Annotated in this window: 19 protein-coding genes; 6 read left to right on the top strand and 13 right to left on the bottom strand. The window is 36.3% G+C overall.

Annotated features, from left to right (window positions below; translation table 11 throughout):
* Window positions 1-14 precede the first annotated feature (14 nt).
* Window positions 15-440 carry a response regulator gene (locus BKM63_RS16940; RefSeq protein WP_071637760.1) on the bottom strand — a complete coding sequence of 142 codons (426 nt, stop codon included), beginning with the start codon at window positions 438-440 and terminating at the stop codon, window positions 15-17.
* A gap of 343 nt (window positions 441-783) precedes the next feature.
* On the opposite strand from BKM63_RS16940, the gene BKM63_RS16935 reads away from it, so the two are divergent.
* Window positions 784-2,778: a PAS domain-containing sensor histidine kinase gene (locus tag BKM63_RS16935; RefSeq protein WP_071637759.1), complete on the top strand. Its 1,995-nt coding sequence runs from the start codon at window positions 784-786 to the stop codon at window positions 2,776-2,778.
* 522 nt (window positions 2,779-3,300) lie between these two features.
* The gene (locus BKM63_RS16930; protein WP_071637758.1) at window positions 3,301-3,588 is read left to right on the top strand and encodes a hypothetical protein; all 288 of its coding nucleotides are present in this window, start codon (window positions 3,301-3,303) and stop codon (window positions 3,586-3,588) included.
* 40 nt (window positions 3,589-3,628) lie between these two features.
* Here BKM63_RS16930 and BKM63_RS16925 read toward each other — a convergent pair whose 3' ends face one another.
* Together BKM63_RS16925 and BKM63_RS16920 are read right to left on the bottom strand one after the other, a co-directional pair.
* Window positions 3,629-3,973, bottom strand: coding sequence for a hypothetical protein (locus tag BKM63_RS16925; protein ID WP_071637757.1), 345 nt, complete (start codon window positions 3,971-3,973; stop codon window positions 3,629-3,631).
* Between the two features lie 324 nt (window positions 3,974-4,297).
* On the bottom strand, window positions 4,298-4,669 hold the full coding sequence (locus tag BKM63_RS16920) for a winged helix-turn-helix transcriptional regulator (protein ID WP_071637756.1): 372 nt from the start codon (window positions 4,667-4,669) through the stop codon (window positions 4,298-4,300).
* Between the two features lie 160 nt (window positions 4,670-4,829).
* Here BKM63_RS16920 and BKM63_RS16915 point away from each other — a divergent pair, with 160 nt between their 5' ends.
* The 3 genes from BKM63_RS16915 (at window position 4,830) to BKM63_RS16905 (ending at window position 6,556) form a co-directional block, all read left to right on the top strand.
* Window positions 4,830-5,597: a nuclear transport factor 2 family protein gene (locus tag BKM63_RS16915; protein ID WP_071637755.1), complete on the top strand. Its 768-nt coding sequence runs from the start codon at window positions 4,830-4,832 to the stop codon at window positions 5,595-5,597.
* Between the two features lie 19 nt (window positions 5,598-5,616).
* Window positions 5,617-5,838, top strand: a complete 222-nt coding sequence (locus BKM63_RS16910; protein ID WP_071637754.1) for a DUF2798 domain-containing protein — start codon at window positions 5,617-5,619, stop codon at window positions 5,836-5,838.
* A gap of 535 nt (window positions 5,839-6,373) precedes the next feature.
* Window positions 6,374-6,556 carry a hypothetical protein gene (locus tag BKM63_RS16905; protein WP_071637753.1) on the top strand — a complete coding sequence of 61 codons (183 nt, stop codon included), beginning with the start codon at window positions 6,374-6,376 and terminating at the stop codon, window positions 6,554-6,556.
* Window positions 6,557-7,073: 517 nt separating this feature from the next.
* Here the strand turns inward: BKM63_RS16905 and BKM63_RS16900 are convergent.
* From BKM63_RS16900 to BKM63_RS16855, 10 genes are all read right to left on the bottom strand, one after another.
* Complete coding sequence (locus BKM63_RS16900) at window positions 7,074-7,985, bottom strand: helix-turn-helix domain-containing protein (protein ID WP_071637752.1); 912 nt, start codon at window positions 7,983-7,985, stop codon at window positions 7,074-7,076.
* Window positions 7,986-8,080: 95 nt separating this feature from the next.
* A complete protein-coding gene (locus BKM63_RS16895; protein ID WP_071637751.1) occupies window positions 8,081-8,518 on the bottom strand; it encodes an ester cyclase in 438 nt (145 codons plus the stop codon).
* A 66-nt stretch (window positions 8,519-8,584) separates the two neighbouring features.
* The gene (locus tag BKM63_RS16890; RefSeq protein WP_071637750.1) at window positions 8,585-9,349 is read right to left on the bottom strand and encodes an SDR family NAD(P)-dependent oxidoreductase; all 765 of its coding nucleotides are present in this window, start codon (window positions 9,347-9,349) and stop codon (window positions 8,585-8,587) included.
* A 202-nt stretch (window positions 9,350-9,551) separates the two neighbouring features.
* Complete coding sequence (locus tag BKM63_RS16885; protein WP_071637749.1) at window positions 9,552-9,734, bottom strand: hypothetical protein; 183 nt, start codon at window positions 9,732-9,734, stop codon at window positions 9,552-9,554.
* Between the two features lie 220 nt (window positions 9,735-9,954).
* Window positions 9,955-11,118 carry a chromate transporter gene (locus BKM63_RS16880; RefSeq protein ID WP_071637748.1) on the bottom strand — a complete coding sequence of 388 codons (1,164 nt, stop codon included), beginning with the start codon at window positions 11,116-11,118 and terminating at the stop codon, window positions 9,955-9,957.
* Window position 11,119: 1 nt separating this feature from the next.
* Entirely contained in the window at window positions 11,120-11,617 is a 498-nt protein-coding gene (locus BKM63_RS16875; protein WP_071637747.1) for a hypothetical protein, read from the bottom strand.
* A 62-nt stretch (window positions 11,618-11,679) separates the two neighbouring features.
* Window positions 11,680-12,546 carry a chromate resistance protein ChrB domain-containing protein gene (locus tag BKM63_RS16870; protein ID WP_071637746.1) on the bottom strand — a complete coding sequence of 289 codons (867 nt, stop codon included), beginning with the start codon at window positions 12,544-12,546 and terminating at the stop codon, window positions 11,680-11,682.
* A gap of 940 nt (window positions 12,547-13,486) precedes the next feature.
* Window positions 13,487-13,987: a response regulator gene (locus BKM63_RS16865; RefSeq protein ID WP_123907087.1), complete on the bottom strand. Its 501-nt coding sequence runs from the start codon at window positions 13,985-13,987 to the stop codon at window positions 13,487-13,489.
* Window positions 13,988-14,177: 190 nt separating this feature from the next.
* The gene (locus tag BKM63_RS16860; protein WP_071637744.1) at window positions 14,178-15,590 is read right to left on the bottom strand and encodes an SDR family oxidoreductase; all 1,413 of its coding nucleotides are present in this window, start codon (window positions 15,588-15,590) and stop codon (window positions 14,178-14,180) included.
* Between the two features lie 66 nt (window positions 15,591-15,656).
* Window positions 15,657-16,286, bottom strand: a complete 630-nt coding sequence (locus BKM63_RS16855; RefSeq protein WP_071637743.1) for an SDR family NAD(P)-dependent oxidoreductase — start codon at window positions 16,284-16,286, stop codon at window positions 15,657-15,659.
* A 248-nt stretch (window positions 16,287-16,534) separates the two neighbouring features.
* Here BKM63_RS16855 and BKM63_RS16850 point away from each other — a divergent pair, with 248 nt between their 5' ends.
* The gene (locus tag BKM63_RS16850; protein ID WP_071638149.1) at window positions 16,535-16,828 is read left to right on the top strand and encodes a TIGR03643 family protein; all 294 of its coding nucleotides are present in this window, start codon (window positions 16,535-16,537) and stop codon (window positions 16,826-16,828) included.
* Window positions 16,829-16,918 lie beyond the last annotated feature (90 nt).

The following is a 16,918-nucleotide window of genomic DNA, read 5'->3' as shown; positions in this document are numbered from 1 at the left end:
CTAAACCACTATAGTTATTTTACGTAATTTGGTGAAACGCAACTTTGCCAATATTCTACAATATTTTTGATCATTACCACCATTTCATTGAAATCAAACGGTTTTATAAAAAATCCCTGAACCGATTTTGAGTACGCTTCCACTACATGCTGCTGTTCTGCAGCTGTCGAAAAAAACAGAAATGGAATAGATTTCATCCTTAGGTCTTCATTTTCATGAACTTTAGACCGCAGTTCAATTCCATTTAATTTTGGCATATTTATATCAGAGAAAATTATAAAGGGCTCAATGCTGGTTTCTGTAAGATATTGGAGGGCCTGTTCCCCATCTGCGAAAAAAATTATTTCATTTGGATATTGAAGTTTTTCAAATGCCTGACCTAAAAATTCCTGGTCATCGATGTCGTCTTCTATAATTACTATGGGCCCTCTCTTGTTCATATGCTTTATTATTAATCTTTGAATGCAAGATAATAAAAAAATTAATTGTTAGTGGATTCATAAAATGTATCGAAAACTAATATTTCAACTCCTTGGTGAGAGCAGCGCTTTCTGGCAATTATCCCAGAAAAACCCACTATTATACAAAATTAAGGAAACGCTGTGGAAAAGCGTAATGGCTTGGACATTGCCGCACCTGGCAATAATGTTAGACGACCAATTATATAGGCAGAGAAATAACATTTTTTAAATTCCTGATAATTGATTAACTTGGTGTAATGGGATATAAATAAATTTTCTCATTGAATATAAAAGAACTTTCAAATCTTCTACGCCTTATTATATGAATATCGATAACCAACAGGAACTCTATTTACTAGTCATGAATGCGCCGGTGGGCATCTGTGTTTTGGATGCCCAGACCCTTAAAGCGGAAATTGTAAATGACAGTTTCATAGCCGTGGCCGGAAAACCACGCGAAGCGATCCTTGGAAATTTTTACTGGGATACTTTCCCTGAAGCACGCCCACATTATGAAAGCGCACTCGCGGGTGTTATTTTAAAGGGAAGCCCTTACTCTAATAGCGAAGCCGAACGTAAGGTGATCAGGGGTGGTAAGGAAGAAACCGTTTATATAACTCTGGTTTATGCCCCGCTAAAAGATACTGCAGGAGAGGTGAAAAAAGTGGCCGTCTGGGTCACTGACAATACCCTGCAGGTGATCCAAAGGCAAAAAGTGGAAGAGAGCGAAAAATTTGCGCGTACTGTTTTTTATAATTCTCCCGTAGCGAAATTGGTATACACCGGGCCTGATATGGTTCTGCACCAGGCCAATGAAAAGATGCTTGAAATATTCGGCAAGGGCGATTCCATTATCGGAAAACCCATCATGGACGCTGTACCCGAGATGAAAGAGACGCATTTGTTCGGGGCCTACCAGCACGTTTTGAAGACTGGTGAAATTCATGCCCAAACGGCATCCCGCATTATGTTTATTAAGAATGGTTCGCCATATTATGGCTACTATGACTACACTTACAAACCCTTATACGATGCGAAAGGCCAAATCTATGGTGTCATCTGTACGGCTATTGACGTAACAGAAGAGGTAGTGGCGCGCAACAAACTGCAAGAGGCCGAACAAAACATGAGAGGCGCCGTTGAACTCGCCCAGCTCGGTACCTGGAGCATCGATGTGGCATCAAACGGACTGACCTACTCTGACCGCCTGATCGAATGGTTTGGGTATGATCCAGCTGCCCAGGACTATAATGAAGTTATACCGATCCTTTTGGAAGAAGACCAGCAAAGGGTCGTCAATGCCGTGGCATGGGGACTGAATCCTGAATCGGGAGGCTTGTATGATGAGACCTATACCATAATCCATCCCACTACAGGGAAGAAAAGAATATTGCGTGCCCAGGGTAAAACTGTTTTTGATCCCGAGGGGAACCCTGTACGTATGAACGGCACCGCCCAGGATATTACCATCCAGATGAAACTGCAGGTGGAACTGGAAAACCAATTGCAGGAGCGCACCGAAGAGATCGCCGCTGTTATAGAGGAATTAAGGGCTACCAATGAAGAATTGGAACAGACCAACGTGCAGCTCATACATTCCAACGGGGAACTCGAGCAGTTTGCCTACATAGCCTCACATGACCTGCAGGAACCGCTTCGCAAGATCAGCACCTTTGTGCAGCTGCTCGAGGGTAAAATCACCGATCATCTTGACGAAAAATCACAGGGATACATCAATAAAATAAAAGACGCCACCAGCCGTATGGGCAAACTGATCCGCGATGTGCTCGCCTACTCGGCCCTGCCGAAAGAGGATGCCACTTTCGTTGAAGTCAATCTTGAGGACACGGCCCGTAATGCGCTGGAAGATTATGATGTGGTGATGGAGCGTACGGGAGCCCAAGTGACATGGAACGAGCTGCCGGTCATCAAAGGCATTCCCCTGCAGATGTCCCAGCTGTTTTTCAATCTGATAGGCAACGCTTTAAAATTTATACGCCCTGATATGCAGCCCAAAATTGATATTCATTGCAGTATTACCTCGCCCGAGGAGATCCGCTCGGTACATCTAAAGGAAGGGGTGGCTTATTATAAAATTCAATTCAGTGATAATGGCATTGGCATGAAGCCCGAAGATACCCAGAAAATTTTCAATATATTTCAAAAACTGCACCGCAAAAGTGAATTTGCGGGCACGGGAATCGGTCTTGCCATGTGCAAGAAAATTGTCCAAAACCATAATGGGGAGATCGATGCCGGTCAAAGCAACGAAAATGGAGCTGTATTTAACGTTTACCTGCCCCAGAATATTAATTAATAGTAATTACAATGTGGCCTTGCCGGCGTTTTGCAGCCCGACAGTAAAATCCTTCTGCGAAGATCTTCGGCGCAAAAGATTGGAATCTCCAGCGGAGGCAGCCTGCCAAAAAATTATAAGTTTAAAAATTACAAAAGATGTATTCCCAGAGTGGCTGTGATAACTGGTCGTCTAAGTTCACTATAACGCTTATCTTTGTCTTCTAATGATACACAATAACCGTTTTCCACTTCCACCAATACAATTGGATTAAAATTTACATTTCTCCAGAGGCAAAAATTGGGCCGCTGCCCATAGCCCCGATAGCAGTGGAAATCCTTTTGTGCCGGTGTTCGGCGCAAAAGATTGCAACGTATAGCGGGAAAAGCTCCTAAAAAATAGCATCATCACCCCTCTAATCTAATCGCGTTTTGGATAACGAGAAGTTAAAGCTAGATTTATATTTCATTTTAATGCTGATTTTAAGTACATAAAACAATCCAAATTAATTGTTTTTTCGTAAATTTAGGTAAAGCTATATTTATGGAAACATTACCACTATTTCATATACAAGTTTTGCAGCTGCTTGCCGGGAAATACAGCTCAGGCTGTAGTTTGGAAGAAATGACCAGTTTTCTTGCTCCGCTCATTAGTGCTCAAAAATTCTTTAACGGCACTAATTATTCTGGCAGGGAATTCGAGGCAACAGTGCTCGAAGCCTTAATTGTTTTAAATGACAAGGGCCACATCTTTTTAAATTCAGGAACCGATAAAAGCTTCATCACCATTAAGGGCATGATGGCAATAAACAGTAAGGTCTTGTGCAATTAATAGCTTGGTAAATCCTCAATGCAAAATTCAACCTTTTTACTTATTTTGGAATATAATTGCCCTTTGAAGCAAGTTTAACAGATCCAATTGTGACAATTACAATTAAAATATTAGTAATACAAAAGATAATTAATGCCAGCCCAGTAACAACTGAATCATTTGCTTTTAAAGCAAATAGGGATAACCCCTGAGATAAAGTGGTGATTCCAAAAGTATACGCCCAATAACCCGCAGCAAATGACTGTTCTTTAAGCCATTTTAAGGCAAAAGTTATCGAAACAAAAATAAATAAAGCATATCCCATAAGCGCATAAGTAAAAGGCATGCTTGCCGTTGCATCTGCATTGATTACATCAAAAATTTCTACAACCAATCCAGAAGACATTCTGCTCTTGGAAATTTAACAATAGAAGAATTTTAAAAGAAACATCTTATTTCTTGAAAGAAAACTACATCTCTTACTGATTTTTTTTGCTAATTACCACTTCCAGAAATTATCTGTTTAGCGTAGATCAAAATACAATCTATTCAGAATATAAGAAAGATACAAATTTAAGAACTGCATTTGGCATTATAAAATCCAACCATTTTCTGAGTACACTTGTAGGTGACAATTTAAATGAAGTTTGGTAGCACAAAGATCACAGAATAATTGAGTCTGGGGAATGGCTATTTTTCGCTTTATGATGGACGATTTTCCCTTAGCATTTTAAACTGCCTCTTGTAAATCTCTTTTATGCTGCTGTAATTCATTAAATATCGGCATATAATTAGTGCCCCATTTTTCCATGTTCGAAATTAATGGTAATAAAGTTTTACCCAGATCAGTCAGGAAATATTCAACTTTAGGAGGCAGCACCGGGTATATTGTTTTTCGTACCACACCGTGATCTTCTAATTCTTTTAGCTGAAGATTCAAAACACGTTTGGTAGCATCAGGATGGCATCTGTGTATTTCACTCGGTCTTCTTACACCTTTAGATATAGAATCGATAAGACAGGGTTTCCACTTCCCTCCTATTATTTCAAGTGTTATACTCATTCCGCAGTCAAAATCTTTTGGAATCTTTTTTTCGTACATAACAGCTATATTTTTTATAGGTACAAAAATAAGCATATAATCAATACGGGCTCTATAACCTTATATGGATAATATTATCCCCATACGAACCTTTTATCCATTATTGCATCACTACAACGGTCAAGATAACTTTGCCGAATAATTTTTAACAATATAAAAAATGGAACTTTCAAACAGAGAAAAAGCTGCTGCAATTCAAAACAGTATCGAAACCGAAACTTTAGGACAAATAGGCTTAATTAATCCTAAATCATACAAACAGCACAATATTAATGTAGCCGACGGTTTTGATGCAATTATGGCCCTGCACGATTTAATGCCGATGGAAAAAGTTTACACCAATGTGGTAAGGGCTTTTCAGGATGGCGATATCGGATTTGTGCATGTCGATTATTATTTATTTGAACCAACGGTCGCTTTTGATATTCACCGATTCGAAAATGGTGTGAGTGTAGAGCATTGGGATAATTTACAGACGAATCCTAAAAAAGTAAACAAGAGCGGAAGAACAATGACAGATGGTAAAACAAAAGCTATTGATCATCATTTAACAGATGCTAACAAAGAACTAGCTTCATCTTTTGTTTCAGAAGTTTTGGTAGGCAAAAAATTTAATGAAGCTTCAAAATATTTTGACGGCGACATCCTTATTCAGCATAATCCTGATATGGGAGACGGTGTCTCGGAGTTTTTTAGTGTTTTGAAACAATGGGAAAATAATGGCAAAGCACAAGTTTACACTGCTGTACATAAAGTTTTGGGAGAGGGAAACTTTGTTTTGGTTTTAAGTGAAGGTTACGTTAGAAAAACACATTCGGCTTTTTATGATTTGTACCGAATTGAAAATAATAAAATCATAGAGCATTGGGATGTTATTGAAGAAATTCCATCTTTAGAGAATCAGAAGAACACAAACGGAAAATTCTAACCGATTCCTTTTAAAAGTCATGAAGCTTTTTGCTAAATATGTCAATACCCTTTTTGTGGTTACAGCAATGACACTGATAATGGCAGTTTGCGTACTCATTTTAAATAATGGATATGAAAAAGAAGGATGGATTTTTACATTTTTTAAATCCTGGCTCATTATGTTGCCCATTGCTTATGTTAGCGCCCTGATCATTATCCCTTTGGCTAATAAACTGACGCTTTATATTTTTAGAGCGTAATTGGGAATTTCTTTTCATTTTAAGAGGCTGTCCGAAAAGTAATTTCGGGCAGTTTTTTTGTTTTTCAGATTGTTTTTCTTAAATACTAAAATCAATGATTATGCAGCCAGTTTTTTGCTTTTAGTAAAAATTATATGATGAAACAATCGTTTAGAACCAAGTTGTTTTGTTCACTATATTTGAATGTTCACTATATTTGAATGTTCACTATATTTGAATGTTCATTTACAATGAAAGAGATATAATAATGAACAAATAAATATAACTTAATTTTTTATACAATTTGTAGATGCCAATCAAAAAATAGTATTAAAGATAATCTTGGTATTCATGCTGTCTATTTTCATTCTAATTCAGACACAGAGAAATTCAACTCCACAATGGCCATGCAAAATGACTTTTATGTATACGGTAAGATGAAAAACGGCAATTACAATATCTATGATTTAAAACCTTATTTCGTTTAGAAAAGTCAACAAATCAAGCGTATTATAGTGTTCAGCATCTTCCGTTTGATTTAGAATCGGTGGAAGGAATGGAAAATAATGAAATGCTTTTCAAAATAAAAAAGAACAATCTATTTGGTTATTTTCCATTAAATAAAGAACCAAAATACAAAACACTAGAAAAATTTCAGGATAATTTTGCTCGTTTCCAATTACCAAACGGCCAGAAGGGCTGGATTGATTTAACAGGGAGAGAATATTTAGACAATTAAAATTAATACAGATGAAAACAAACCTTTTTATTCTTCTCCTTTAAGATTTCTGAATACCATTTATGGACAAAGAGAAGCTGAATAACAAATAATTAACCACAATTAAAAAAAAGATATTGAAATCAAAAAAGACAGCAAATTGAGTGGATATGAAAACAAAAACTAGAGAAAAAATTAAGCTACATTCTTGTAATTATTTAGCTTCTTAAATTTTTCAATGGTTTTTATAATCCAAAGCCTAATGCCTTGTTTTTTTATTGTCCCAAATTTCTCTAGAAATAATTTACTGCCTTAAACCAATACAGTTTTTAAAAGTTCCCATCAAATACGAACAGGATATCCAAACCAAATTACTAAAGCCACTGGAAGACAGATAACTACATATAATCAGCCAAAAGGCGCCAATTGAAGACAATTGGCGCCTTTTTTCAATTACGCTATCAGGCAAGGTAACTTTGGATTTTTTACATTTATTTTCTCTCTGTAAAAAGAGACTTTAAAAACTTAAATAAAACGATTAATTAAACTTAGCTCTAAACTTTAAGGGTGTTTCGTTTGTTTTGTTTTTGAACAATTTACTAAAGCTCTGAAGGTGTTCGAATCCCAGCTCATACGCAATTTCACTAATTGACAAACTAGTAGTAGAAAGTTTTTCTTTCGCTTTTTCTATGAGTTTATTGTGAATATGCTGCTGCGTATTCTGACCAGTATGAAGCTTCAGTAAATTGCTTAAATAATCTGAAGAAACATTCATATTATCAGCAACAGTCTGGACAGAAAGAAGATTTCTTTCGTCACGGTTTTTATCATCAAAATAATTATTCAAAAACTCTTCAACTTTTGATAGTATTTGATGACTGCTGATTTTTCTTGTAAGAAATTGGCGATTGTAATATCTGTCGCAATATTTGAGCAGCAATTCTATCTGCGCAATTATTAAATCCTGCGTAAATCTATCAATGTTGATGTGGTATTCTTCTCTTATATTTTCAAAAATATTTACAATGATATTTTCCTCTTTTTCAGAAAGAAATAGTGCTTCATTAATTGAATAATCAAAAAACGTGTAGCTTTTTATGTTTTTCGCTAATGCTGAATTCCATAAAAAGTCTGGGTGAATTTGCAATAAATACCCTGCGCCTTTATGTAATGAATCAGGATCCTGCTCCAGCCGCAAAACCTGCCCCGGTGCTATAAATGACATTATACCTTCGTCAAAATCGTAAACCTGCTGGCCATAATAAAGCTTGGCTCCAATATCCCTTTTTAAAGCAATAGAGTAAAAATCCATCACAATGTTTGTCGTTTTTTCATCATCAGGGAATTTTACCTGTGAATAATCGACCAGGCTTATTAAAGGATGTTCCGGCTTAGGAAGCCCTCTAAAACGATGATAATCTGTGATGTTTTTTATTCTAATAACTTCCATAGTTACAAAATTACATTTTTTTGACACTAGAAATTCAGATGAATTCTTTTAAAAGTATATTCAAAAATTATTATACGCATATGCTATTTGATTTTTTATTCCTGTTTGCTCTGCATCAAAAGACCAAACCAGTCTTCTAAATGCCATGTATGGGTAAGTTTGCCATTTTTCAAATAATGAAATTCATGCAGTGCTATTGTTACTTTCTTATTCGTTGGAGGGATTCCCATAATTTCCTTTATATGCGTAAATTGCAGTGAGGCTCTTACAGCTGCACGCTCGTGGCTGCCAAATATCTCATGAATTACGATTTCTATATCAGGACATAATTCGAACAAAAATTTCATAATTGCCTGCAGTCCTTTTGGGTTATCTTCTTGATGTGGTGCGAGTGGAATATCTTTCCAGTCGGGCATGCAAATTTCGTCTAATACTTCTGGCTTTTTAAGTTTCCATGCTGCATAAAACCTTTCAATGGTATCTATTTCCTGTTTGGAAAGAGCTTTGACTACTCCTTTATCTTCTTTTTCCATTTTATATTCTTTTAATTGTATGTAACATTCAGCTTAGCAACTATGATCAACTATTTTTAAGTCTAATTATAGATTTGAACCTCCTGAAATTTCTATTCGCTGAGCATTAATCCACCCGCCGGCATCACTGCATAGAAAGGCTACCACTCCCCCAATGTCCTCGGGTAGTCCAACTCTTCCAAGAGCAGTTTGCGAAGCCAGGTATTGGTTCATTTCTACATTGTCACGTACCGCACCGCCCATAATATCGGTTTCGATAGCACCCGGAGCAATAACATTTACTCTTATGTTTCTTGCACCGAGTTCTTTTGCCTGATATTTTGTCAATGTCTCCATTGCTCCTTTTAGTGCTGCATAAGCTGCAAATCCCGGCGTGGCAAAACGGGTTAGTCCTGAAGAAACATTTACAATTCCTCCGTAAGCTCTTAATAATGGCAATAATTTTTGTGTAAGGAAAAATGGACCTCTAAGATGTACATTTTCCATTTCTGTAAATTGAGCTTCATTGATAGCATCAAAATTTGCATAGTGAATAAACCCTGCATTATTGACCAAAAAATCAATTCCATCTGAGTGGAAGTAATTGGTTATTTCATCTCCAAGATCTTTTCTAAACATATCAAAACTAGAAGAATCTGAGACGTCTAGTTTTATGGCGGCCGCCTTTTGTCCGATATCATGAATTTGTTTTACAACATTTTCTGCTGTTTCTTTTTGAGTGTTATAGGTTAAAACTATATCCAATCCGTTTTTGGCAAGATTGATCGCCATATCTTTTCCAAGACCGCGGCTCCCTCCTGTTACTACTGCAATTTTACTTTGCGATGACATAATGATTATTTTAGTATTATTATGTTGCAAATTTGCGCAGATACAGGAAAGAAAATTTAGCCAAAACCATAATTTAAGTAGCCAAAACTGGTAAAATGGAATAGCCAACAACTTTAGTGGCAAGAACGACATTCAAATAATGATGGTAAGCTTATTCCTTGAAGCATTCCCAACAACCCAGATAATTTACAAAATTCAGTTTTTAGAAAATCTCGTCAATCCCCAACAGGACATCCAAACCAAAATCATTATGCCATTCAAAGACAGCCCCTACTTCCAGTAAGCCAATCTCTTTAAATCTTCCATAAATTTTGTTGAAATTTGTCCCGTCGGGGTCACTCTTAAAAAAAGTTAAAACGAGAGTTTTAGCTTTTTTTTTGGCCATTTTTGTACTATTTAACCATATTTTACATCGAAAAATTAAGCGATTTGTATCCTGTAGAGTTAACTCTACAGGATACAAACCGTTCTAAAGTACTATAAACATTAAGATTAAAAAAAATCTTATTTTATATTAACAATAATTTTAGTTTATCTAAAAAATAAGTGGAAAGGAGAAATTATCATAAAGAAAGTTTAAAAAATGCTTAATGTCGAAATGCATCCTATATTAGCTTGATGATTACCCCCACAATGCCAGCTGCTAAAATAAGGTAAGGCTCCTTGACTTTTTTGTAAAAAAGTAAAACTAAAATAGTTATTGCAGCAATTAGTGATGAAGGGACATCTATAATACTTCTTTTTGCTATAATAATTACAGAACCGACCAATGCACCCACAACTACAGCAGTAATTCCTTCGACAAATGCCTTGACTGATTTATTTTCTGCAATTTTTTTAAAATATGGTGCCAAAAGAATCGTAAACAAATAGCAAGGTAAAAATGTTGCTAAAGCCGCAACAACTGCTCCTAGAAAACCATCAACTAAATATCCAATAAACCCAACTGTTATTACAACTGGCCCCGGTGTGATCATAGCGACTGCAACTGAATCTAAAAACTGTTGCTCGGTTAGCCATTGATTTTCCAATACAACTCCGGAATGCAGAAAAGGAACAATTGCCAGTCCGCTGCCAAAAACAAATGTCCCTGCTTTGGCAAAGAAAATACCCAATTTTAATAAATTAGATTCTTCAAAATCCCATACGACCATCTGAAAAATTATAATAAAATTTGTTGTCTTTGAATTCCACCAATTAGGAGGAGCTTTTATAATCATATACAAAAGTCCGGCAGCGATAAAGAGTAGTACATGTTCTTTTTCTGTTATGAATGTTACTGTAACCGCCAGAATAAAAAATAGCCACAACAGCCATTTTGATTTAAGAGAATTAAAGCTGAACTCACCTACCGATTTTAATGTAAGCTTATACGAACTGAGCGCAATAATACCAACAACTGTGGCGCCAACACCATAAAAAACGGCTTGTATCCATGATAAACCTCCAAATATTTTATAAATAATTCCTAACAAGACTACCAATATAAACGATGGAAGTATAAAAGCAAAACCAACTAAGGTTGCGCCTAAAAATCCATAATGAACAAAACCCAAATAAATTCCTAATTGCGCTGCGAGCGGACCGGGTGCTAACTGGGCTAAAGCCAAACCCTGCTTGTATTCTTCTTCTGAAACCCATTTACGGTTTTCGACCAAATCTTTATACATATAACCTACTAATGCAACAGGGCCGCCAAAACCTGTCGTACCAAGTTTAAGAAAATATAGGGTTATTTGCTTTAAGCTGTATACTGGATTCGTTTGCATCTTAAAAAGCTATTCCAAATTGAAAGCCTACTGTAAAAGTAGCTGTATGATCATTGCCGAATCGAACCGGAAGCGGTACAGCTGCATAATAGCTGCATGTTTTATTTTTGATTATGGTTTTGTTAAATACAGGTGTAAAGCCATATCTTCCACCCGATTCAAAAGCGACGCGGCCAGCAAAGGAATATCCTTTACCCAAAGCCACCAGAACTCCTGGATGGAAGGTCAGATTTGTTACCTTACTTGATCCGTTATCATCTTTTATATTGGGAACTATTTCTAAAGAAAATCCGATCTTTTCACTTTTCCAAATGTTGATTCCTGTTGGAAATCCAACGGCATAATAATCTCTGAAATTTACATTGGTTTCATCACCACTAATTGTAACTATAGGATGCATTACACCAAAATAACCTGTTATTTTCGGATATGTAGTTTGTGAAAAAGCAGCTGAAACAGATGTAAATAAGGCACATAAAAGAGTAAATTTGAAATACATTTTTTTGTTTTTTTTAGAATTAAAAACAAAACTAAAAGTATTGATTCTCAAAAAATAGAACCTTATTTACCTTTTGTATCTGAATTACTTTTCTGTATTTTTTTTCGATAAGAGGATGGATTTTTGCCCGTATGAAGCTTGAAAATTCTAGTAAAATGACTTTGATCTGAGAAACCAGTCATATACGCGATTTCTGTTAATGAATAAGTCGAATTTTCAATCAGATTTATCGCTTTTTCAATACGGAGTTTTCTAACATATTCTCCAAAATTCAAATCTTCAAAATATTTGGAGAATTCTCTTGACAGATAAGACGGATTCAAATCAAGGTCGTTTGAAATTTTCTTTAAATCAAAAGCAAACTGAGCGTCAATTTGATCCTGAATAATTTCTTTTAGATCCTTAACCCAGGATGGTGTTTTATTGGCAGATTTTTTTTCTTTTAAAAACTTATTATAAACTTCATGCAGTAAATTCTCAAAAGGACTGTTTTGCAGATGATTCTGCTTATACAAATGCGTTGCCCAACTGTATAAAGCGTCATAAATTACCATTCCTGATTCCAATAATTTATGATCATCCTGAATATTATAAGAAAGTCCAGCAGAAACAGCCCAAAGCCCCGCCGCTTCTTTAGCAATATCATGTCTGTCTGTATCAGCCCCACGAACAATATCTGCTATAATTGAAATAGCAGGATCGTTAATCTTATGTTTTTTTATAATAAAATCAAAAGTACATTGCTCATTGTAATGTGTATATTCAACATCGGGAATATCAAACGGAATAGCACTCAGTTCTTTGGCTTTCGCCAAAACAATATTATACGGAACATAAATAAATTCTGCATCCTTATCCACAAATCTCTTAATCAGCCACGGACATGCGATTCGGTCTATCTTAGGTCTTTCTCTGGTAATCCATTTCATTTGCAATAATTTCTGTATTGAAAAAAATCTGTTTCAAATCGAATGCTAATCTACATTTATTTTATTATGTTTCAAAAATGATCATGATGAAGTCTAATATAGATTTGATTTATTAATTATATTGTTGACACTAAATTTTGATTAGAATAATATGATAAAAACAAATTAAATTTAGCACTCAAAATTTCTTGAGATACAATTAATTTTTAGATGTAAATCTTCAACTAAAAGTTCTTAATCACAAGAATTAACAAATTTTAAGTTTTTACCCTTACTTAACATACAAACCGCTTCTAATTAAAAAACTTAAATAATTATCTTAGAAATCAATAGAAAAATAGGCTAATTTCTTCAAATCATTCATAAAATGGTTTGTAAATTGTTCAGTAAAGTCACTAAAAGAGACAACTAATTGATAGTTGTCTCTTTTTTTTGCAAAATATATTGTCTTTTCAAGCCTTTACAGCCTAATATTTGTGGTTCGATTTTTTCACAGGAAATTCTTAGTCTGTTTAGAATAAACAGTCTTAAGGTGGCTTTATTAGAGATTTAGTTGGAGCTGAATGATGGTTCGAAGTCCCGTTAAGGATCTAGGATTTTTTTTCTTATTGATTTATCGTAATTTTTCGATACTAAATAAACAATATACAATATTAGATAAATTTCCGAAAAAATAGATACGCCCTTTCCCTATTAGCCCCGATAGCAGTGAAAATGCTTTTGTGCTGGTGTTCGGTGCAAAAGATTGCTTCGCCAGTTCGCTGCGCTCGGGTGGAACGTATAGCGGAAAGAGCTTCAAAAAAATAATATCATATAAAATTGACCCGGGTTTTTCGACAGCCCGTAGTTTTATAAAGTTCCCTGAGCAGCCTGAAACTAAATTAGCCAAATCAATTATATTAGCACGCAAGATCAAACACGCAGACTAAAAAGCAATCCTTTAACCCTTTCCGACATTCTTTTCTGAAACAAAAAATAAATTTCTCACCGGCCCCAATAAGGCTTTTGCCCAGTGCAGAAGAAAGACTTTTTTCAGCAGCAGCACAAAAGCGTTAAAAGAATTTGGTTTCTGCACATAAAGGTCTGCCCCTTTAGCAAAGGTATCTTCAATATCGGCAGGATGATCCCAGGTGGAGAGCATAACGGTGGGAATGCCACGAAGATAATCGTCTTTCTTTATTTCTTCCAGCGCCTTTTTGCCTCCTTTAACGGGCATATTGACATCTATAAAAATAATATCGGGATCGCTCTGGGATTCATCCCTGAGCGTATCGAGGAGCTCCTGCCCATTTTCAACGGTCGTTACCTCAGAAGCAATCTGCGCTTCATCCAGAGCATCGATGAATAATTCCTGGTCTTCGGTATCATCCTCGGCCAGCAGAATTTTTACCGGCTCTTTTTCTTTTGGGCTTTCAGCATCCGGATTCTCAGCACTTATCATATCAAGCGGTTTTGCAATGTCCAAATGTACTAAAAATGTCCAAATGAAATTATATGCTGCAAAATTAATGCTCCCATGATCTCATTTTACAAATCCTTTTAAATTGAAGAATATTAAAAAATAAGGCTATACCAGTACAATAACCCTGCTGTAAAATAGTCCATGTCATCCCATGTTGTCCGTTACATCCTTAAATTAGTTTTTTAAGCATTCCCTCAAATATAAAACCATGGAATGGCATGACAGCATACCAGTACAGCCTGCCCATAATCCCGCACGGTTTAAAAGTGGCTGCCTGATATAAAGTATTGTTGATTATTTTAAATTCCAGCCAGGCCTCGCCTGGAAGTTTCATCTCGGCATATAAAACCAGTTTACCCTGCTTCTTATCGGCGTATACCACCCTCCAGAAATCCAGTGCATCACCTACATGTATTTGCGTTTTATGTGTCCTTCCCCTTCTGGTGCCGACACCGCCAAAAATCTTATCGATGAACCCTCGCAGCTCCCAGAGCCAATCGGCATAATACCATCCTGTGTCCCCGCCTATGGACCAGATCCTTGCGATGGTATATTCCCTGTTTATAATTGTTCTTTTTCTCCTGTCAATATAACAGCCTCTTTTCGGAACCTTTAAATATTGAGAAACATTTCCTCTAAATTGCCCGCTTACTTGTGAATCTTTCCAGCTCGAAATAATATCATCATCACTGATCTTTTTCAAAGCCCTTTCTAATGCCTGCCGGTAAGAGATCGGTGTAACTCGCAGTAAATTATTAATTCTGTTATCGCTGCAGATGACTTCAACTTTCATGCTGCTGACCAGCGCCGAGGCCAGCTTAAAGGAAGTTGAAGTCACAAAATACAGCCAATAAGACGATAATTTCGGGGTCATCACTGGTACGGTGTAAATATATCTTTGGAGTTTTTTTACTCTGGCAAACTCCAGCAGCATTTCCTTGTAGGTCAAAATATCAGGTCCCCCGATATCAAAACTTTCATTATAAACTGCCGGGTTTAACAGCGAGCGGATTAAAAATTCCAAAACATCGCTGATGGCAATCGGCTGGCATTTTGTATTGAGCCATTTAGGGGTAACCATAATGGGCAGTTTATCCACCAGATCGCGTATTATTTCAAAAGAGGCGCTTCCTGATCCTACTATTATTCCCGCCCGAAGTACAGTTAACGGCACTGCTGCGGTTTTTAAAATTTCTTCTACAGCCTTTCTTGATGATAAATGTTTGGATAGTGATTTATCATTTACAATTCCGCTGAGGTAAATAATCTGTTTTGCATTTGTCTGGTTTATTTTTTCAATGAAATAATGTGCCGAAATGCTTTCCAATTCATCATAATTGGAAGCGCCGGACATGGAATGGATCAGGTAATAAGCTACATCTATATCATCAGGGATATTTTTAAGACTTTCCAGATCCAGAAAATCAGCTTCAATGACCTGTATTTTATTTTTAAACTGTTCAGGAAAATAAAACCTGTTTTTATCCCGGACGCAGCAGACCACCTCATTTCCGTGATCCAGGAGCAAGGGCAGCAGCCTCTTGCCGATATAACCTGTAGCACCTGTTAATAGAATTTTCATCTCTGAGCTGTTTTACAATTTAAAGCTTACCAAACCATAATCCATCGCGAAAATCTGGCCTGAAATTTATGCTGCATCTTCAGAAATAAGATACCCTGCCATACGGGCCACCTCTGCGGGCTTGAGGTAATTTTTCAAGGGGTGGCGCTCGATCATATTTTCTTTCATACGGTCGTTTCTTAAAATAGATCCCGACAAAGAAGTCTCTGTAATAGTCGGGGCAATATCATTGATACGAATTAACGGGGCAAGTTCGGCACCGAGCGATTTAACCAGACCCTCTACTGCTGCCTTAGAGGCCGCAATACTGGAGTGAAAAGGCATTCCGAGCTTTGCCGCAACGGTACTGAATAAAACAATAGAAGGGTTTTCCCCTTTCTTTAACGCAGGCAGATAATGCTGAATCACTTTGACGGCACCCATCACGTTAATTTCAAAATCTTTTCTGAAATCATCCAGGCTTAAGCCCAGAATGGGTTTGAGGTTTATGGACCCCGGACAATACACCAGGGCATCTATACTTTCAAATTCAGGCAAAGCATCACGGAGCACATCAACTGAAAAATGAATTAAATTTGAATGGGTAATATCGGGAGCTGTCCTGCTGATATTGATTACCTTATAATTTTCAAGCTGCTGCACTAAAACACCATTACCAATTCCTTTACTGCCGCCAACAATTACAATAGTTTTCATTTTTTTAAAGATTAGAATTAAAGAACCGTTCTGATTGTTTCTGCTATGATTTTCAAGAAAATAAGATATTATTTATTAAATATCAAAAGACCAAAAGGGGGCATTTCATATAAGATGATATCTTAATGTTAAAGATAATAATTGTTTAACTATTTTTAATAAATATTAAACAAAATAAAAACTATTTTATTTAACTTCGCTATGCTCTCCTTAATTCCCTATTGGGAATCCCTCAAAAAAATAGAATTATGAAAAAAGTAAAACGGCAATTTCCCGATCGTGACCTGGATCGAATTATTGAAATGGCATGGGAAGACAGAACCCCTTTTGAAGCCATTGCATATCAGTTTGAGCTTCAGGAAGCTGATGTAAAAATTTTAATGAAGAAGGAACTCAAACCCGGCAGCTATAAACTTTGGCGCAAAAGGGTAGAAAACTGTCAAACAAAGCATCTGCGGAAACGCAGTGACGCAATTAAACGCTTTAGATGCAGCGAGCAGCGGGCCATTTCCAATAACAAAAAATCGAAGCAGAAACAATAGAAACAATCAGCTGTATTATTGGAATTATGATACAAAATGCAGAATTCATGTAACCATAAACATTTAAAAGCCAATAGCTTCGCCATTAAA

It is taken from the genome of Flavobacterium johnsoniae (assembly GCF_001879205.1).
Lineage (GTDB): Bacteria > Bacteroidota > Bacteroidia > Flavobacteriales > Flavobacteriaceae > Flavobacterium > Flavobacterium johnsoniae_A.
The sequence above is the reverse complement of the archived record's forward strand: the minus strand, read 5'-3'. Positions and strand labels throughout refer to the sequence as shown.